This is a genomic window from Pedobacter vanadiisoli (assembly GCF_042684385.1).
GTDB lineage: Bacteria > Bacteroidota > Bacteroidia > Sphingobacteriales > Sphingobacteriaceae > Pedobacter > Pedobacter vanadiisoli.
In genome coordinates this window covers 39703-57345 of the sequence record NZ_JBHULL010000009.1, presented here as the reverse complement: position 1 = coordinate 57345, position 17643 = coordinate 39703, and the positions used below count along the sequence as shown (strand labels likewise).

The 17643-nt window shown below is 39.9% G+C and carries 12 protein-coding genes and 1 tRNA gene; 7 read left to right on the top strand and 6 right to left on the bottom strand.

The window, feature by feature from the left end; genetic code table 11:
• Window positions 1–86: 86 nt before the first annotated feature.
• Window positions 87–932, top strand: coding sequence for a translation elongation factor Ts (tsf, locus tag ACFSR6_RS11470; RefSeq protein WP_379078853.1), 846 nt, complete (start codon window positions 87–89; stop codon window positions 930–932).
• Window positions 933–1117: 185 nt separating this feature from the next.
• Here the strand turns inward: tsf and ACFSR6_RS11465 are convergent, their stop codons facing one another.
• Window positions 1118–2323, bottom strand: a complete 1206-nt coding sequence (locus ACFSR6_RS11465; protein WP_379078851.1) for a metallophosphoesterase — start codon at window positions 2321–2323, stop codon at window positions 1118–1120.
• A gap of 85 nt (window positions 2324–2408) precedes the next feature.
• On the opposite strand from ACFSR6_RS11465, the gene nagA reads away from it, so the two are divergent.
• From nagA to frr, 5 genes are all read left to right on the top strand, one after another.
• Window positions 2409–3500 (top strand): N-acetylglucosamine-6-phosphate deacetylase, encoded by a 1092-nt coding sequence (nagA, locus tag ACFSR6_RS11460; RefSeq protein ID WP_379078848.1) that lies wholly within the window; start codon window positions 2409–2411, stop codon window positions 3498–3500.
• Between the two features lie 10 nt (window positions 3501–3510).
• On the top strand, window positions 3511–4473 hold the full coding sequence (locus ACFSR6_RS11455; RefSeq protein WP_379078845.1) for an MBL fold metallo-hydrolase: 963 nt from the start codon (window positions 3511–3513) through the stop codon (window positions 4471–4473).
• A gap of 55 nt (window positions 4474–4528) precedes the next feature.
• Window positions 4529–7798, top strand: coding sequence for a TonB-dependent receptor (locus tag ACFSR6_RS11450; RefSeq protein ID WP_379078843.1), 3270 nt, complete (start codon window positions 4529–4531; stop codon window positions 7796–7798).
• 172 nt (window positions 7799–7970) lie between these two features.
• Window positions 7971–8675, top strand: coding sequence for a UMP kinase (gene pyrH / locus ACFSR6_RS11445; protein WP_183767328.1), 705 nt, complete (start codon window positions 7971–7973; stop codon window positions 8673–8675).
• A 41-nt stretch (window positions 8676–8716) separates the two neighbouring features.
• Window positions 8717–9280, top strand: coding sequence for a ribosome recycling factor (gene frr / locus ACFSR6_RS11440; protein WP_183767326.1), 564 nt, complete (start codon window positions 8717–8719; stop codon window positions 9278–9280).
• Between the two features lie 58 nt (window positions 9281–9338).
• On the opposite strand, the gene ACFSR6_RS11435 is transcribed toward frr, so the two are convergent.
• Window positions 9339–10355: a LacI family DNA-binding transcriptional regulator gene (locus ACFSR6_RS11435; protein ID WP_379078838.1), complete on the bottom strand. Its 1017-nt coding sequence runs from the start codon at window positions 10353–10355 to the stop codon at window positions 9339–9341.
• A gap of 143 nt (window positions 10356–10498) precedes the next feature.
• Window positions 10499–10643 (bottom strand) — tRNA-Asp (locus ACFSR6_RS11430).
• Window positions 10644–10987: 344 nt separating this feature from the next.
• On the opposite strand from ACFSR6_RS11430, the gene ACFSR6_RS11425 reads away from it, so the two are divergent.
• Window positions 10988–11464, top strand: a complete 477-nt coding sequence (locus ACFSR6_RS11425; protein WP_379078835.1) for an Lrp/AsnC ligand binding domain-containing protein — start codon at window positions 10988–10990, stop codon at window positions 11462–11464.
• 947 nt (window positions 11465–12411) lie between these two features.
• On the opposite strand, the gene feoB is transcribed toward ACFSR6_RS11425, so the two are convergent.
• The 3 genes from feoB to ACFSR6_RS11410 all read right to left on the bottom strand — a co-directional run bounded on the left by feoB (window position 12412) and on the right by ACFSR6_RS11410 (window position 17614).
• Entirely contained in the window at window positions 12412–14520 is a 2109-nt protein-coding gene (gene feoB / locus ACFSR6_RS11420; RefSeq protein WP_379078832.1) for a ferrous iron transport protein B, read from the bottom strand.
• 10 nt (window positions 14521–14530) lie between these two features.
• Window positions 14531–14746, bottom strand: coding sequence for a FeoA family protein (locus ACFSR6_RS11415; RefSeq protein WP_379078829.1), 216 nt, complete (start codon window positions 14744–14746; stop codon window positions 14531–14533).
• Window positions 14747–14842: 96 nt separating this feature from the next.
• Window positions 14843–17614: an outer membrane beta-barrel protein gene (locus ACFSR6_RS11410; protein WP_379078827.1), complete on the bottom strand. Its 2772-nt coding sequence runs from the start codon at window positions 17612–17614 to the stop codon at window positions 14843–14845.
• Window positions 17615–17643 lie beyond the last annotated feature (29 nt).

Genomic DNA, 17643 nt, shown 5'->3' with positions numbered 1-17643 from the left:
GGCTTAACATGAGTTTAACTTAGCGCTTGTAACTTGTAACCTGTAGTTGTTATAACAAGATTGTAAATTTTAAAAAAGGAAATAAAATGTCTACAGTACAAATTTCTGCAGCAGATGTAAACAAATTGCGTCAACAAACTGGCGCTGGTATGATGGATTGCAAAAAAGCTTTAGTTGAAGCTAATGGCGATTTCGAAGCGGCTGTTGATTTATTGCGCAAAAAAGGTCAGAAAGTATCTGCCGCCCGTTCTGGCAATGCTACTTCAGAAGGTTTGGTATCAATCGCTGTTTCAGCAGATGGTACAAATGGTAAATTAGTTGCTTTAGCTTGCGAAACTGAACCAGTTTCTAAAGTTGAAGATTTCCGTAACCTGGCTCAGGCTGTTTTAGCTGCAGCGGTTGCCAACAACCCTGCTACTGCTGAAGAGTTATCAGCAATTGCTTTGGAAGACGGACGTACAGTTGCTGAAACAATCACTGAATTAACCGGTAAAATCGGTGAAAAAATCGTTATCCAGGAGTATGTAAATATCTCTGGTGAAAAAATCGTTTCTTATATCCACTCTAACGGTAAAATGGGCGTTTTAGTAGTATTTGAAGGTGCTAACGGTGTAGATATTACTGAAGCTGGTAAAGATGTTGCTATGCAGATTGCTGCAATGAACCCGGTTGCTGTTGATAAAGACGGTGTTGATCCTGCTACTATTGAGCGTGAAATCGAGATCGCTAAAGATGTTATCCGTCAGGAAGGTAAACCAGAAGAAATGGTTGAGAAAATTGCTGCTGGTAAATTGAACAAATTCTACAAAGACAGCACTTTATTAAACCAGGAGTTTGTTAAAGATAGTTCTGTAGATGTTCGTAAATTCTTAGACAACACTGTTAAAGGATTAACTGTGTCTGCTTTCAAACGCGTACAATTAGGTGCATAAGCACACATAAAACATATAAAAAGCCCCATTTCTGGGGCTTTTTTTTGCGTTATACTACAGAAAAAGGTTGTCATTTCGAGCGAAATGCAGCGTAGTCAAGAAGCACGAAGTGCTCAGCGAAGCTCAATCTTCCCGCCCTGGAGGACTTAATATAATAACTATCGAATCCAAACGGCGATAATTTCCTACTTCTTCAAAGCGGTATATGCCCCTACTTCCTTACCCGAATCATCGAGCATGCTAACAATCAGTTTATTTTTGTCTGCTTTTATACGGGTAATGGTTCTTGTACCTTTCTGTGGCCCGCCACCAATAATTAATGGATAATGGTTAAGGTCTTTGTCGGGCTGGTATACCATGTATTTGTGGGTATGCCCGCTCAGTACCAAATCAACTTTTCCCTGGTTCAATAAAGGTTCAAACAACTCAGTACAATGTTTTGGCCCATGCGCATCACCAGAATAACGGGGCGGAATATGCATCAATACAACACGAAAAGGAGCCTTTTTAAACTCTTTAGTATTGATTTCTGTTTTAAGCCATGCTGCCTGTTGCATCCGGTAATCGTCGAAATTAACAATGCCTGCGTAAACCGGATGTGCATCTTCCTTATCTTCCCCTGTATCAATAACTACAAAACGCACAGGTCCTAAAGTAAAAGCAGTATGTCCCACATGCATATAATATTGTGCAAACTCACGCGCAAATTTACCACGGGTTTCGTGATTGCCCCTAACGTAGATAAAAGGCGTATTTTTAGCAAAATTATCTACACATGGCTGCAACATATGGTCGATAATCTGTTTTTCATCCGTCTGGTAGTCAAAAATATCACCATTAAAGAAAACAAAATCCTGCTGTGCAGCCGGTATAAGCCCCAATAAATGCGGAATAGACTCAGGCCGATCATGAATATCGTTCAGCATAACAAACGATACCTCTTCTTTAGCCTGATTGGCATTCAAAAACGACTCAACATTGCTGCTCACCGTTTCGCCATAGGTTAATTTATAAGGCTGAAAATCTTTGATTTCTTTGGAAATAATTTTATAATAATACTTTGTACCGGGTTTTAAATTCTGGAGCGTAACTGCGTTTAATTTACTATTGGCTTGCATTAAACCTAATTCAGCTTTCCCATAAGCTTTCTGGTTCAACTGATTGGCCTGCTCACCAAATTCTACCCATCCTGCCGCATTTTTATTGGTTAGCCACAAAATCGTCATCGAGTTATTAAAATTAGTTTGCAGATAAGGCCCTACTGCAATTTTAAATGCATCTTCTTTTTCGGCAACATCTGCAAGAGCTGCCCCAGGTGCAACTAATGTTGCAGCACTTAAAGTAAGTCCGGCCTTTAGAAAGCTCCTTCTATTGGGCTGATTTTCATTCATTTGATTAGTTTATCTTATTAACCAAATATATCGCTACAATAGTTAACTTTGATTGTGTAAGCTTAAATTTACTCAAACGTTTGTTATGCCCAAGATCATTCCCAATACTTCATATTACCATAACGATACATTAATAAGCGGCCGGGAAATTGAAATCAGCCATACTGATATTACCAACATCAGACCTGCAACAACAATAGTCAATAACCAGTCGATCACCGTACCCGGGTTTATAGATTTACAGATTTATGGCTCAGGCGGACGTCTGTTCTCTGCCGATCCAACCGTCGAATCGTTAACCATTATGGAAGATGATTTGCTGAAAAAAGGAACAACGGGTTTCCTGGCCTGCTTGGCTACCAATACGCCAGAAGTATTCAATGCCTGTATCAAAACCGTTAAAGCACACCGCACTTTCGCAAAAAACTGCCTGGGCTTACATTTAGAAGGTCCGTTTTTAAATCCGAAACGTTTAGGTGCGCATGTCCCAACATTTGTTCGCAAGGCCTCACTGGATGAAATCAAACAATTGCTCGATTTCGGCGATGGTGTAATTAAAATGATGACCATTGCACCCGAGCTCCAGGATGATGAGGTAATACAGTACCTGCTGGATAATGGAGTAGTGGTTTCTTTAGGCCATAGTAATGCCACATTTGAGGAAGCTACAGCTGCCTACAATATAGGTGTACAAACCACCACACACCTTTTTAATGCCATGAGTCCCATCCATCACCGGGAGCCCGGTATTCCTACTGCGGTTTTTAGCCATCATAAAGCGATGGCCAGTATCATTGCTGATGGGCAGCATGTGGATTACGAAGTGGTTAAGTTTGCCCAGAAGCTGTTAAAAGAACGGCTGTTCCTGATCACCGATGCCGTTACAGCCTGTTCAACCGGCCCATACCAGCATATCCAAAAGGGGAATAAATATGTAATGCCTGATGGAACGCTTTCGGGGTCCTCGCTCACCATGCTAGAAGCCGTTAAAAACTGTGTATCGCACTGCGGTATTAGTTTAAAAGATGCCATTAAAATGGCGACACAATATCCCGCCGGTTTAATCGGAATTGAAAATCTTTGTTCAAAAATAGCAATAGGAGCACAGGCAAATTTGGTGGTACTGGACAATGAAATAAATTTAAAAGAGGTTATTTTTAAAGGCGAGACAGTATAATTTATCCAATATGTTCAGAAGAATTCTGCCTGCAATTATTTTGTTTTTCATTTGTACCTGTAAGCTGTGGGCACAGGAAACAAACCAAGGCTTTACCATTATCCCCCTTGGTGTTAAAGGAGGTGATGATGAAAGCAATTTATCATCTTACATGATTGCTCCAATAGGAAGTGAAAAATACGTCTGTCTTGATGCAGGAACTATAAATGCCGGTATCCAAAAGGCAATCGATATGAAATCGCTGAAAGGAATCAGCGAGGAGGTTCAGCGCAGGCAGATTAAAGATTACCTGATATCGCACGGTCATTTAGATCATTTAGCCGGATTGATTATCAATTCTCCGGCTGATACCGCAAAAAACATTTATGGCCTGCCTTCAGTACTCAATATTTTAAAGGATAAATATTTTACCTGGGATGCTTGGGCCAATTTTGCCAATGAAGGTGAAAAGCCACAGCTAAAAAAGTATACTTATTTTCCATTGACTGAAAACACTACGTATCCGCTGAAGGATACGGAAATGAAAGTAAGGGCTTTTGAACTGAGCCATGGTAATCCTTATAAAAGCACGGCTTTTCTGATCGGCCATGATAATGTTTATATACTTTACCTGGGGGATACCGGCGCCGATGAAATTGAAAAATCAGATAAACTCGCCAGCCTATGGCAAAATATAGCACCGCTAATTACCGCAGGTCAGCTAAAAGCTATTTTTTTAGAAGTTTCATTCCCTGATGAGCAGCCCGATAAACAACTGTTCGGGCACCTTACGCCAAAGCTTTTCTTTAGCGAACTGGCAAAACTTGAAGCATTAACAACCAATAGAGCCTTTAAAAAAATTTCATTTATTGTTACCCATATCAAACCGCCACAACAAACAGCAGAAAAAGTAAAGCAGCAATTGATTTCAAGAAACATACAAAACCTAAAACTAATCTTCCCAGAGCAAGGACAGGCCTTAACAATTAATTAATATAACCAAAACATAAGCAGTAAAATGTCAGTGTATTTTTGCTAAAAAAACATTGATGAAAAAACTTATATTATTAATAACTTTTATGTTAGCCGTAACGGTTTACGGCTTTGCACAAGGGGTTACCACTGCATCATTTATTGGTACAGTTAAAGATCAAAAAGGGGTAATACCTGGCGCAACGGTTACTGCCATACATATTCCATCGGGTACAAAATACTCTACCCTAACCCGGGCTGATGGCAGGTACAACCTACCAAACGTGCGTGTAGGTGGCCCATACACCATTAAAATAAGTTATATTGGTTATAACGAACTGGTAAAAGAAAACCTGAACACCACCATTGGGGAAGATTTAAGAGTTGATGCTTCGCTTACCGAAACCTCGCAGAACCTGGCCGATGTGGTGGTAAAAGGAACGCAAGATAAGGTGATCAATTCATCGCGTACAGGTGCAAGGGAAACCATTACCAGACAGCAGATTGATAATTTACCAACCATCAGTCGTTCGTTGGCTGATTTTACCAAATTAACGCCATCAGCAAACTCTACAACCATTGGAGGCTTAAGTTTTGGTGGCAGAAGCGGCTCTTACAACAACTTAACGGTAGATGGGGCCTTATTTAACAACTCGTTCGGATTATCGGGCAGTTTGGGCGGACAGGCCAATTCACAACCGATTTCATTAGATGCCATTGAACAGATCCAGGTTGATATTGCCCCTTACGATGTGCGCCAGGGATCATTCACCGGAGCAGGGATCAATACCATCGTAAAATCCGGAACAAACAATTTTAAAGGTTCCGCATATTACTATACCAGGGGTACTGATTTAACAGGCTACTCAGCAGGTGTAACTAAAATTCCAATTGTTGATTTCAACTACAACCAGCGTGGTTTAAACATTGGCGGACCAATTATTAAAGACAAATTATTTCTCTTTGTTTCTGGCGAACAGGAAAGGATCAGTACACCGGCAACTTCTTTCGTAGCATCAAGGCCAGGTTTATCTGGAGCCAATGTTTCAGCTGCAGATGCGGCTACATTAGACCGCTTGTCAAACTATCTAATGAGCAAGTACAATTATTCAACCGGTCCGTACGAAAATTATCCATATAAAACCCAAAGCGATAAAATTACAGCCAAAATAGACTGGAATATTAATGCTAATAACACCTTAAGTGCAAAATATTTCTACCTGAAATCGAACAGACAGGTTGTTGCCAGTGGCTCGGGCATTCCAGCAGGCTTAAACGGCAGCCGTTCGCCATCATCAACCTCTATGCCTTATTTCGGTTCGAGTTATACCATCAACAATAACTTTAACATTGGTATTGTAGAATTGAATACCAGGATCGGCAACAACATGTCGAACAAATTAACGCTGGGTTACTCTGCATTAAGAGATTTCCGCAATTCGAACGGTTCTGAATTGCCAATGGTTGATATCGGTAATGGAAACGGCGGTATATTAACCAGCTTTGGTTACGAAGTATTTACTGCTAATAACCTGTTAAACTCTGATATCTACCAGTTTTCGGACGATTTCTCGATTTATGCAGGTAAACACGAAATCACTATTGGTACCAGCAACCAGTTGAATAAATTCTTAAACGGTTTTGCTCCAAACTATAACGGGCTCTATTATTTTAAAACGGCCGATGATTTTATCAATAATCAGCCTGCTGTAAGTTACTCCTACCGTAACTCGGCATTGGCCGATGGATCATTTCCTTTCGCTAAAATGTCGTCGTACAACTTAAGTTTATATGCGCAGGATAAATACCAGGTGAGTGATAATTTTAAATTAACCTATGGCATCAGGGCCGATTATACCTATTTCCCTACCAAACTGGATCCAAATCCAAATTTGGCAGCATTAACCTTCCAAAATGGTTTACAGGTGGATATTTCTAAATTCCCGAATAAAAAACTGTTGTTCTCACCACGTGTAGGCTTCAACTATGACGTTTTTGGCGACAAAACCACACAATTACGTGGCGGAACCGGAATTTTCACCGGTCAGGTACCTTATGTTTGGATTTCTAACCAGGCTTCAAACACCGGAACATTATTTAGTTCAAGTACCGTTTCTACCCCTGGCGATCCCCGTTTGATTTTTAATCCGAATGTAAACGCCAACCGCCCTGCACCAGGTACCGCAACGGCCAATACTTCTTATGAGGTTGATGCAGCTTCGAAAGATTTTAAATATCCACAGATCTGGAGAACAAACGTTGCCGTTGATCAAAAATTACCAATGGGCATCATTGCCACTCTGGAAGCATCGTACACTAAAGATATTAATGCTGTAAACTTCTCAAATGCGGCATTGCCGAACAATTCAACAGGCTTAATTACCCTTCCCGGAATTGAAGGACAGCAACGTTATAACGCAAAGTCTACACAAACAGGTAATACGGCGGCAAATCCTTCTATTTCGCCATTTATTTACATGCAGAATACCAAAAAAGGCTATTCTTACTTCATTACAGGTCAGTTGCAAAAATCTTTTTTCAATGGATTTAACGCAAGTGTAGCTTATACCTACAGCCAATCCAAATCTGTAAATGATGGTGGCTCTACAGCAAGTTCGATCTGGTCGCAAAGGGCAATTGCAGGCGATGCAAATTCTGATGTCCTGGCCAATACCAACTTTATCCAACCAAACCGGGTTATTGCTTCTTTAAGCTATAAAAAAGAGTATTTTAAACATGCAGCTACCACTATAGGTTTAATTTTCGAATCGGCAAATAACGGGGCATTTAGCTATGTTTCATCCGGTGATATTAACAACGATGGTGGGGCGAATGACCTTGTTTACATCCCACGTAACAAAGGCGATATTATTCTGGTTCCTGATTTTGCCAGCGATACCCGTACTCAGGATCAGATCTGGAACCAACTGAATGCCTATATTAATCAGGATAGCTACCTTAGTAAACATAGAGGCGAGTTCGCAAAAAGAAACGGTGCCATCATGTCGTACTTTAAAAGAGCAGATTTACACCTTGCACAGGATTTCTTTGTTGGGCCGAAAGGAAAAAGAAACACACTTCAGTTTACACTGGATATTATTAACCTTGGCAACCTGTTAAACAGTGATTGGGGCTTATATCAAACGCCTAATATCCCATTATCTACTTATAATACCGCAGTATTATTGGCCTATAAAGGTTTAGATCCTACAACAGGAAAACCAACTTATTCATTCCCTTATCAGGATAAAGCCAATTTAATACCATATACCACAACGTATAAAAATATTACCGACCAGATTTCGCGCTGGCAGGCCCAATTTGGTGTACGTTATATCTTTAACTAGTAAATAATTTAAATATTTTTTTTCTGCTGCCCCCAAATAGTATCGCTTTTTGGGGGCAGCGTATTTAATAAATTCCATCTATTTCTTTAAACCACTATTTCTATTTAAATATTTACATCAATTATTAAAAAGCATAGCTCGGTATTAAAAAAATGTTAATATTTTTGAGGTCATGAAATACAAGCGCATCCTACTAAAGCTTAGCGGAGAATCGCTAATGGGCGACAAACAATACGGTATTGATAATGATCGTGTTAAGCAATATGCAGAAGATATTAAAGCGGTACACGATAAAGGTTTAGAAATCGCCATCGTAATTGGAGGAGGAAATATTTTTAGAGGCCTAAGCGCTGAAAAAAGTGGGATGGACAGGGCACAGGCCGATTACATGGGCATGTTGGCAACCGTGATCAACTCTATGGCCCTACAAGATGCCTTAGAGAAAGTTGGTATCAAAACCCGTTTGCTTACCGCAATTAAAATGGAACAGATCTGCGAGCCCTTTATCCGCCGGAGAGCTGTTCGCCACCTGGAAAAAGGCCGTGTGGTCATTTTTGGCGCCGGTACCGGAAATCCATATTTCACCACCGATTCTGCAGCGGCTTTACGTGCAATCGAAATTAAAGCCGATGTGGTTTTGAAAGGAACGCGTGTTGATGGAATTTATACCGCAGATCCGGAAAAAGATCCTTTAGCTACAAAATACGGCGAAATTTCTTTCAGGGAAGTGTATGATAAAGGGCTTAATGTAATGGATATGACGGCCTTTACCCTATGCGAAGAAAACCAACTTCCTATTATTGTGTTTGATATGAACAAACATGGTAACTTCATGAAAATTGCCAGTGGTGAGCCAATCGGTACACTGGTGAAGTAAGCATTAAAAAAAATATTATTTTTGTAGATATAAATACAATTATGAACGAACTCATACAATTGCAATTAATGGATGCGCAATCCTCTATGGATAAAGCGATCGATCATTGTGAAGCTGAATTAACTAAAATAAGGGCTGGTAAAGCATCAGCTGGTATGTTGGATGGTATCTTTGTTGACTATTACGGCGCTTCTACAGCACTGGCACAGGTAGCAAGCATCAATACACCAGATGCAAGAACAATCGTAATCCAACCTTGGGAAAAATCACTTTTAACCACCATCGAAAAAGCAATTCAGGTTGCCAATATCGGCATCAATCCCCAAAACGATGGTATTGTGATCCGCCTGATTGTACCGCCTTTAACAGAAGAGCGCAGAAAAGAACTGGTTAGAAAAGTGAAAGAGGAAGCAGAAAGAGGCCGTATTACAGTACGTAACATCCGCAAAGAAGCCAATTCAAAAATCCAGAAACTAAAAGGTGAAGGTGTATCAGACGATGAAATTAAAACCGGCGAAAATGAAGTGCAAAAACTGACCGACGCTTATATCATCAAGGTTGATAAACACGCAGAAGCTAAAGAAAAAGACGTAATGACCGTTTAACTTTCATTAAAATTATTATAAAGGGAACTGATCTAAAAATCGGTTCCCTTTTTTTATATTATTTTTTCGCACTTGATCCCCTTACATTCAATACTGTTGGAAGTGATACCTGTGCACTTTCTATATTTCTACCTGCTTTTTTGAGCTTGTTCAATAAAATTTTCATAACGTTCTCCGCAATGGCTTCAAGCGGCTGCGCAATTGCCGTAACAGGTGGATTGCAGAATTCGAGGATCTCGAAATCATCAAAAGATACCACCGCTAGGTCTTTATGGATACGGATACCTTCTTTTCTGAACGTTCTTAAACCGTCCAGGCAGATGTAGTTGGCTGCAAAAATTACGGCATCCAGCTGTTTTTCCTTTTTAAAGAATTTCACCATTTCCTTGATCGATTCTGCCGAGTTAACATAGCTGATCTTTTTTACAACAGCTGGGAGTTTATGTTTTTCTATAGCAGTTTCGTAGCCCGATAAACGGTCGACCATTTGCAGCTGAGCAGTATCTATCGTCACAAAACCTATATTTTTATAACCATTGTTTATCAGGTGTTCGGTAGCTTGGAAGGTACTGTTCTTATTATCGATAATTACATAATCGGTTTTTACATCCTGCACATAACGATCGAAAAGTACCACCGGCGCATCCGTTTGGATCAGTTTTTTCACTTCTTCTTCCAAACCTTCAGGTAGCGCCATGATGTAACCATCAACATGCCTGTCTTTAAAAATCTGTAAGAGCTGTATGGCTTTTTCTGTATCGTTACGGGTACTGCTAAAAAGAATTTTATAACCCAAACTCGAGGCAATTTCATCAATGTGCCGCGCTATTCCCGAGAAAAACGGCTCAGAAATATCATCAACAAGGAAACCGATAATTTTTGTTTTGCCTGTTCGCAGACTGGTAGCAAGGGCATTCGGCTGGTAGTTTAATTCGGTAACAAGATCTAAAACCTTTTTGGTAAGCGATTCGCTGATGTTCTTCTCCCTCGCTTTTCCATTGATTACGAACGATACGGTTGTAATGGAAATATTTAACTGTTTGGCTATATCTTTAATGGAGACGCGTTTCTTCATCACATGCATTGAACGAGTAAAAAATTAATTGGTAATATAATAATATATCTGTAAATATCCGCGATATTAAAAACTGGCCTAAAAATAAAAAGAGCAACCCATCCAGGTTGCTCAATTAACTAACTTATTATTCATAAAAAATGCTGTTGGGGAAGGAGTCGAACCTTCAAGGGGTAGTTAGCTACAGTTCAAAAAATTAATTTGTGGTCAACCCAATAAACTGCGTTTGTCCCATTATTCCCCACCACCGAGACAAGGAGGCGTGTCTGCCAATTTCACCACCCAACAATTTAGTCATTAGTCCAAAGCCTGCAGTCGTAAGCCTATTAAAGACGTTGACTCTTGACTTAGGACTAAAGCCGCTGTAGGGGAAGGAATCGAACCTTCAAGGAGTGGTTAGTACTGTTACCAGTATATTCCCATTATTCTCCGCCACCGAGACAAGGAGGTGTGTCTGCCTGTTTCACCACCCTACATTTTGTTAAACAATTTTGAAAGAACGTTTCCTTTTTGTTAATTGCTTGATACAAATGTAAAGGAACATCCAATACCTTGCAAATATTTTAAACATTTAATTTTATTTTTATAATATTGATAAATATTTGTAAATTCGCTTATCATAATTCAAAAATATGCTTAAAAAAGACAATTCCAATTTAGAAATTGACAACCTCGACATCGATATATTAAAGCAATTGATGCAGGATGCCACTAAACCTTATACAGAAATCGCCAAAGATCTGATTGTTTCGGGTGGAACAATACACGTTAGGATGAAGAAATTACAGGAAATGGGCATTATAAAAGGCTCTCACTTAATTATCGATCCGCAGAAGGCAGGGTATGACATTTGCGCTTTTTTAGGCATCTACCTGGAAAAAGGCATCCAATATAAAGATGCGGTTGCCCAGTTGAGTAAAATTAAAGAGGTAGTAGAGTTACACTATACTACAGGCGCTTATAGTATGTTTGCTAAAATAATCTGCAGAGACACCAACCACCTGCGCCATGTTTTAAATGAAGAAATCCAGGCCGTAACCGGCATCCAGCGTACAGAAACATTAATTTCGTTAGAAGAAAGCATTAAAAGGCAGATTGAGCTTGGTTAAGGAGAAAGGAGACTAAAGCTAAAAGATTAAAGACCAAAGAGTAGAAAAAGTTATAAGCCCAGATGATCTCGTATGTCTTATACGGTAAGAAATTAGTGTTTTATTTGAAAATGAACATTCAGGAGAAATTCGGAAACAGTAGTCCCGTTATCTGCTATAGTCCCGATTAAAAATCGGGGGCTACCGCTTCTACCGGGTTTAGAAACAAAGGTTCGTGCAATAAATAGCAATTTGCCTATTCGCTCTTCGAATCCGTTCAGAGCGACAAACGCAACAAACTGCTCCAGAAAAGGACTCAGAAAAAGGCACATATGCTCCCAGCCAAAAATAGTATCACCTCACTAGCCATCTAGACCCGATTGAAGTGAACACGAAGCCGTAGGCAAAGTAAAACGGAAAGCGGGAGGGAACATCAATAGTTGTATAGTCACTGCTCTCCTACCCTTCGACTCTGCTATCATTGACGTTATTTTGTAATCACTTATTAATGAACGAATTGCGACATTATGTATTTCCGTATAGCTAGGCCATAGCACAGTGTCCCCGTTCTACTTAAAACCTGCCTAATAAATTTTTCGGGCTGCACTGCCTAAGCCAACCTACCAGCTTCGAAAGAAAAATTTTCAGCCGGTGTCTTTTGTTTTTTCATAAGCTTTTATGTCTTTAATTGCACTCAAGCTAGCTGCGCTGGTCTTTTTGACACCAAAAAGAAAGAAGCCTGTCTGGCTAGGACTAATAAAACATCCCGTCCTGCGGACACCCCTCTGAAAGAGGGGAATTACATATCGCACAAGACCAATAATTAAATGTCATTTATATCGATTTTTATGCAATAAATTATCCCTCAGGGTGACAAATACTTTAAATAAATCATTTTTGAGCATCAGTAGTCAACATATAAGTTGGGAACGACGATAACTTAGAAATAATCTCCGAAAAAATACGCCTTATTTCAACAATTGGTAGGCAACCAACGCTGCAACGTAAGCCATAGAGGTCATATAAATCAGCTGAATTACCGGCCATTTCCATCCTTTGGTTTCACGGTAAACAATGGCTACGGTACTCATGCACTGCATCGCAAAAGCATAAAAAAGCATAAGCGAAATCCCTGTAGCGAAGGTATAAACCGGTAAACCTGTACGGCTATTTTTAGAGGCCTCCATACGCGCCCTGATGGTATTTGTATCCCCATCACCACCATCAACACTGTAAATGGTAGCCATGGTACCCACAAAGGCTTCGCGGGCTGCAAAAGAGGTAATCAAACCGATGCCGATCTTCCAGTCGTAACCTAATGGACGGATAACGGGTTCAATAGCATGACCAAGAATTCCGACATAAGAGTTTTCCAGCTTTTCTGTAGCCACCAAAGTTTTGATGTGTGCGGTATTTTTTGTGGTATCGGCCAATGCCCTTTCGTATTTTTTATCAATATTTTCAAAACGGTTCCCCGGTCCGAACGAGGCCATTACCCACAGGATAACCGAAATGGCAATAATTACCTTACCTGCTTCAAGAACAAAGGTTTTAGATTTCTCGTACATGGTATAAAACACATTTTTCCACCTGGGCATGCGGTAAACCGGCAATTCCATGATGAAATACGACCTTTCTTTGGTTTTGATGATGAATTTCATTACCCAAGCCACCATTACTGCAGCAAAAATACCCACCAGATACATCACCATCAGTGCCAGGCCTTGTAAATTGAAAATGCCCAAAACTGTTTGCGAAGGGATAATTAAGGAAATAATAAGGATGTATACCGGAAGCCTTGCCGAACAGCTAACCAATGGGGTAACCATGATGGTAATCATTCTGTCTTTCCAGTTTTCTATATTCCGGGCGGCCATAATAGATGGAACAGCGCAGGCCAAACCACCGATCATTGGGACCACAGATTTTCCGTTAAGGCCAACTTTACTCATGATTTTATCCATCATAAAGGTAACACGGGCCATATAACCGGTATCTTCTAAAATAGATATAAAGGCAAAAAGAATGGCAATCTGCGGAATGAACACAAAAATACCCCCTAAACCGGCAATTACACCATCTAATAACAGGTCGGTAAGCATGCCGGCGGGTAAATATTCGTGTCCAACATTGGTGATATAACCAAAGCCGCTTTCAATCCAATCCATCGGATAAGACGACCATGCAAAAATAGCGTTGAAAATAACGAACAGGATCAACAGGAAAATAGCGAAGCCCCATACTTTATGGGTAAGAATTCCATCTATTTTATCACTAAAAGAAAATTTCTTTTCAGTGCCTTTATCTGCCACAACGCCTGATAGTATGCTGCTGAGGTGTTTATAACGTAAAATGGTTTCTGCCGCCTGGATTTTAGACGATTCGAAATGATGCGATTGCTCTATCTTTTCAATTTCCTCCTGTTCTTTTTCGCTAAAAAAAGTAAGGTATTCGTGCTGATGGAGCACCTGAAGGGCATAATAATCGTTATCCGAATTCAGTTTCGATTTGATGGCATTAATGGCTTCTGGCGCCAGAAAGTTTACATCAACATCCTGAAACTGGGTGGCAATTTTATTAGTATTGGCAATAGCCTGTTTTAATTTATCAATTCCGATGTTATTTCTTGCTGAAATGGAAACTACCTGAACGCCCAGTTTTTGCGAAAGTTTATCAAGGTCGATCTCAATACCCTGTTTGGTGGAAAGATCGATCATATTCAGGGCCAAAATCATTGGGATACCCAAATCGGCCACCTGCGAATACAACAGCATGTTTCGCTTTAGATTAGAGGCATCGGCAATTAATACGATTACGTCGGGATGGCTATTGTTATTTTTATCAGCAAGTACCTGAAATACGATACTTTCGTCAGAACTTTTAGGATATAAGCTATAAGTTCCGGGTAAATCGATAATCTCGGCATCCTTATCGTCAGTAAGTTTTGTAAAACCAGTCTTCTTATCGACAGTGATGCCTGGGAAGTTTCCTATTTTTTGATTTAACCCTGTTAAACGGTTAAATAAAGTAGATTTACCTGTATTGGGATTACCAACTAACGCAACTTTAATATCCAAACCAGCTTATTTATTGTATAATGATCACATCAGCCTCGCTTTTACGCAAACAAAGCTGATAACCAGCAACACGGATCGCCATTGGATCGCCAAGAGGGGCAAACCGCTCTACCTCAACCATCTCGCCCGGCAAACAGCCCATCTCCATTAACTTTACAGACATATCTAGATCTGTAAAGGCTACAATTGTTCCTTTTTCTCCAATTTTTAGGTGCGACAGCTTCATGTGCTAAATTTGGTGCAAGTTAGCCTTTCTTTAGATTTATTCCAAATAAGAAACAAGATATGCAGCTATAAATTATACAGGTTTACGCTAAAATGATCAATTTCTTTGTCTGCCGCCACCAAAGCCGCCACCACCATTTTCGCCACGGCTCCGGTCGCCTTCTTCACCTCCCCTAATCCTGTTTTTGCCCCCCATGCGGTTTAACGAATAGGTAAATGAAAACATGAAATAACGCCTTAGCACATTATAACTTACATCCTGTATAGTGTTGTTATTGGCGGTGCGGCTTACCCCCTGGTTTTCGTTCAATAAATCGTTTACCGCAGCTTTAAAAGTCCCCCTGTTTTTAAAAAACTGTTTGCTGATGTAAGAATTAACTAGTGTAAAGTGGGTATCAAAAGCCTCTCCCCTTCCGGTATTCTGGTTATAATCGGCATCAATTGACCAACGGATATTGCCCGGAAACAAATAGCTTACATTGATATTGGGACTGAAGGTATAAAAACGGGTATTGGAATTTGGCTGTACTGAATAGGTGGCACGGTTGATTGATCCGTTTACACCCGCTATTAAATCGAGTTTATCTAAATTCGAGACCAAGCGGTAGCCGTTAGTAATAGACCAGCTATTGGTGATATTTTTTAAAGAGTTGGTAAAGTTTACATCGCGGTCGTAATTTCCACTGATATTGACGTGGAAATTAAGCTTATTCTCGGCCATAAGGGGCAAACTTAACGAGGAAGATAGTGAGCCTGAGTAAACGCCATTCACGTTTACAGGCAGTACTGCAAATTTACCCTGGTTAATACCGCTTTCAATTAAGCTGCTGCTGTTTGCAATTTTGTTGGAGGTTTGGGTGAGGTTTATATTTACAAATAACGACCTGTTTTTTCCAACCGTAAAAGTATTGTATGCAATGCGTAGGGTATTGTTAAACTCGGGCTTTAAATTGGGGTTACCCAACGGGATGCTTTGTGTGTTGGTATTGTTAGGTACAGGTTGCAATTGTTGTATGGTAGGCTGATTGGTACTGCCCCTGTAATTGAAAACCAAACGTTTACTGTTGCTAAAATTATACCTGAACATGGCAGATGGCGTATAGTTAAATACATTCTGCTTTAATATAAAGCCCCGTGATATGTTATTGTTTTTACGATCGGTATTTTGAACGGCTATCCCCACATTCCAGTTGTACTTTTTGGCCATTTTATTAAAACTGAAACCGGCCGTATTAGTTAAAATGGTGTTTTCGTAAACATTGCTCAATGAATCATTCCGTAAATCATAATTTAACGTAGCCGGATTAAAGTCGTAAGTGAACCTGTCGGAAGTATTGTGGTTATAGCCGTTCTGGTAGTTAAACTCCAGGCTCAGGGTTTTATCCAAGGGCTCGGTATAAACGAGACGGGTATTCTGACTGATAGATTCACTCTCCTGGTCATTAAACTGATCAGTGGTCTTTGATGTAGTAACGCCGTTTTCCTGCCTGGTTTCGGGATTGCTATTGTAATTATCTGCGTCGCTGTTGTTAATGCTCGTATTGAAGTTTAGAGAAAGTGTCCTGCCCCTGCGCATAAATTTCTTCCTCAATAGAATATTGTTACTGATGGATGGGGCAGTACTGTGGTTCCTGAGATTTTGCGAACCACTGATCATATAGGTATTAAAATCGCGGGTATACTTGCTGATGTTCAGACTCTCGTTATCGGTATAACTTAAATTAGGCTGTACTTTAAGTGAGGTTAAGGAATCGAGTTTGGTATCGATCATGAAATTTAAACGGTGGTTTAAGCGATCCGAATTGTTGGTCTGGTTATTATTAAAAACAGTGGTTACATTACCCAACAGATTTTGGGTTACACTGTTCCTTAAAATAAGGTTATCAGATTTATTAACGAAATAACTTAAACTCACTTCAGTTTGATCGGCATATATATCTGAGAAATTGAATCCGCCGGCCTTTGTATCGGTAATTCCTCCACGCCCGCCGGTGCTGCCACCATTTCCCCCGCCCAGGCCACCTCCAAAATTTTGTTTATTTACATTGTTAAACTGTGCAATTATGCTCAGCCGCTTATCCTGGTTAAAATGGTTAATATTCGTATTTACATCATAGCGGTCGTTAGAACCGTAACCTGCTGTGCTATTTCCAAAGTAACCTTTTTTCTTATCTTTCCTGGTGGTAATATTGATGATCTTGGTTCGCGAGCCATCATCAATTCCGGTAAACTGTGCCTGATCGGAAAGTTCGTCAATAATCTGAATTTTATCAATCATATCTGCCGGAAGGTTTTTAGTAGCCAATAAAGGATCATTCCCAAAAAACTCTTTACCATCTACCTTCACTTTGGTAATGGTCTCACCCTGTGCTTTTACTGTTCCGGCCTTGTCTACTTCCACTCCTGGTAATTTCTTTAACAAATCTTCTACTACAGCATTCTCTACTACTTTAAATGAGCTTGCATTAAATTCAAGGGTATCTTTTTTCACTACAATTGGCGGAACTTCGGCTTTGATATCAACGGTTTGAAGATCGATAGCTCCACCTTCCAAAACAATATCACCCAAAGCTACATCTGTTTTATCAGCAGCAATAGTAAAATCCTTTGTGGTATTTTTTAAGCCTAAAAATGCAGCATATAATTTATAACTACCGGGTTTTAGGTTTTTGAAAACAAATTTTCCGTCTTCATTTGTACTTATTGCACCAACCATGCTCGAATCGCTAAGATTTTTGATCGCTATTGAAGCATAATCGATTGGTTTTTTATCTTTCGACTGGATTATCCTGCCACTTACCGAACCAGTTTTTTGGGCATAAACATAAAATGATGATAAAATGAGGAAAAGCGTAAAAATTTGTTTCATCCGGTTAGTTTGATTGTTGGGTTAAAGAC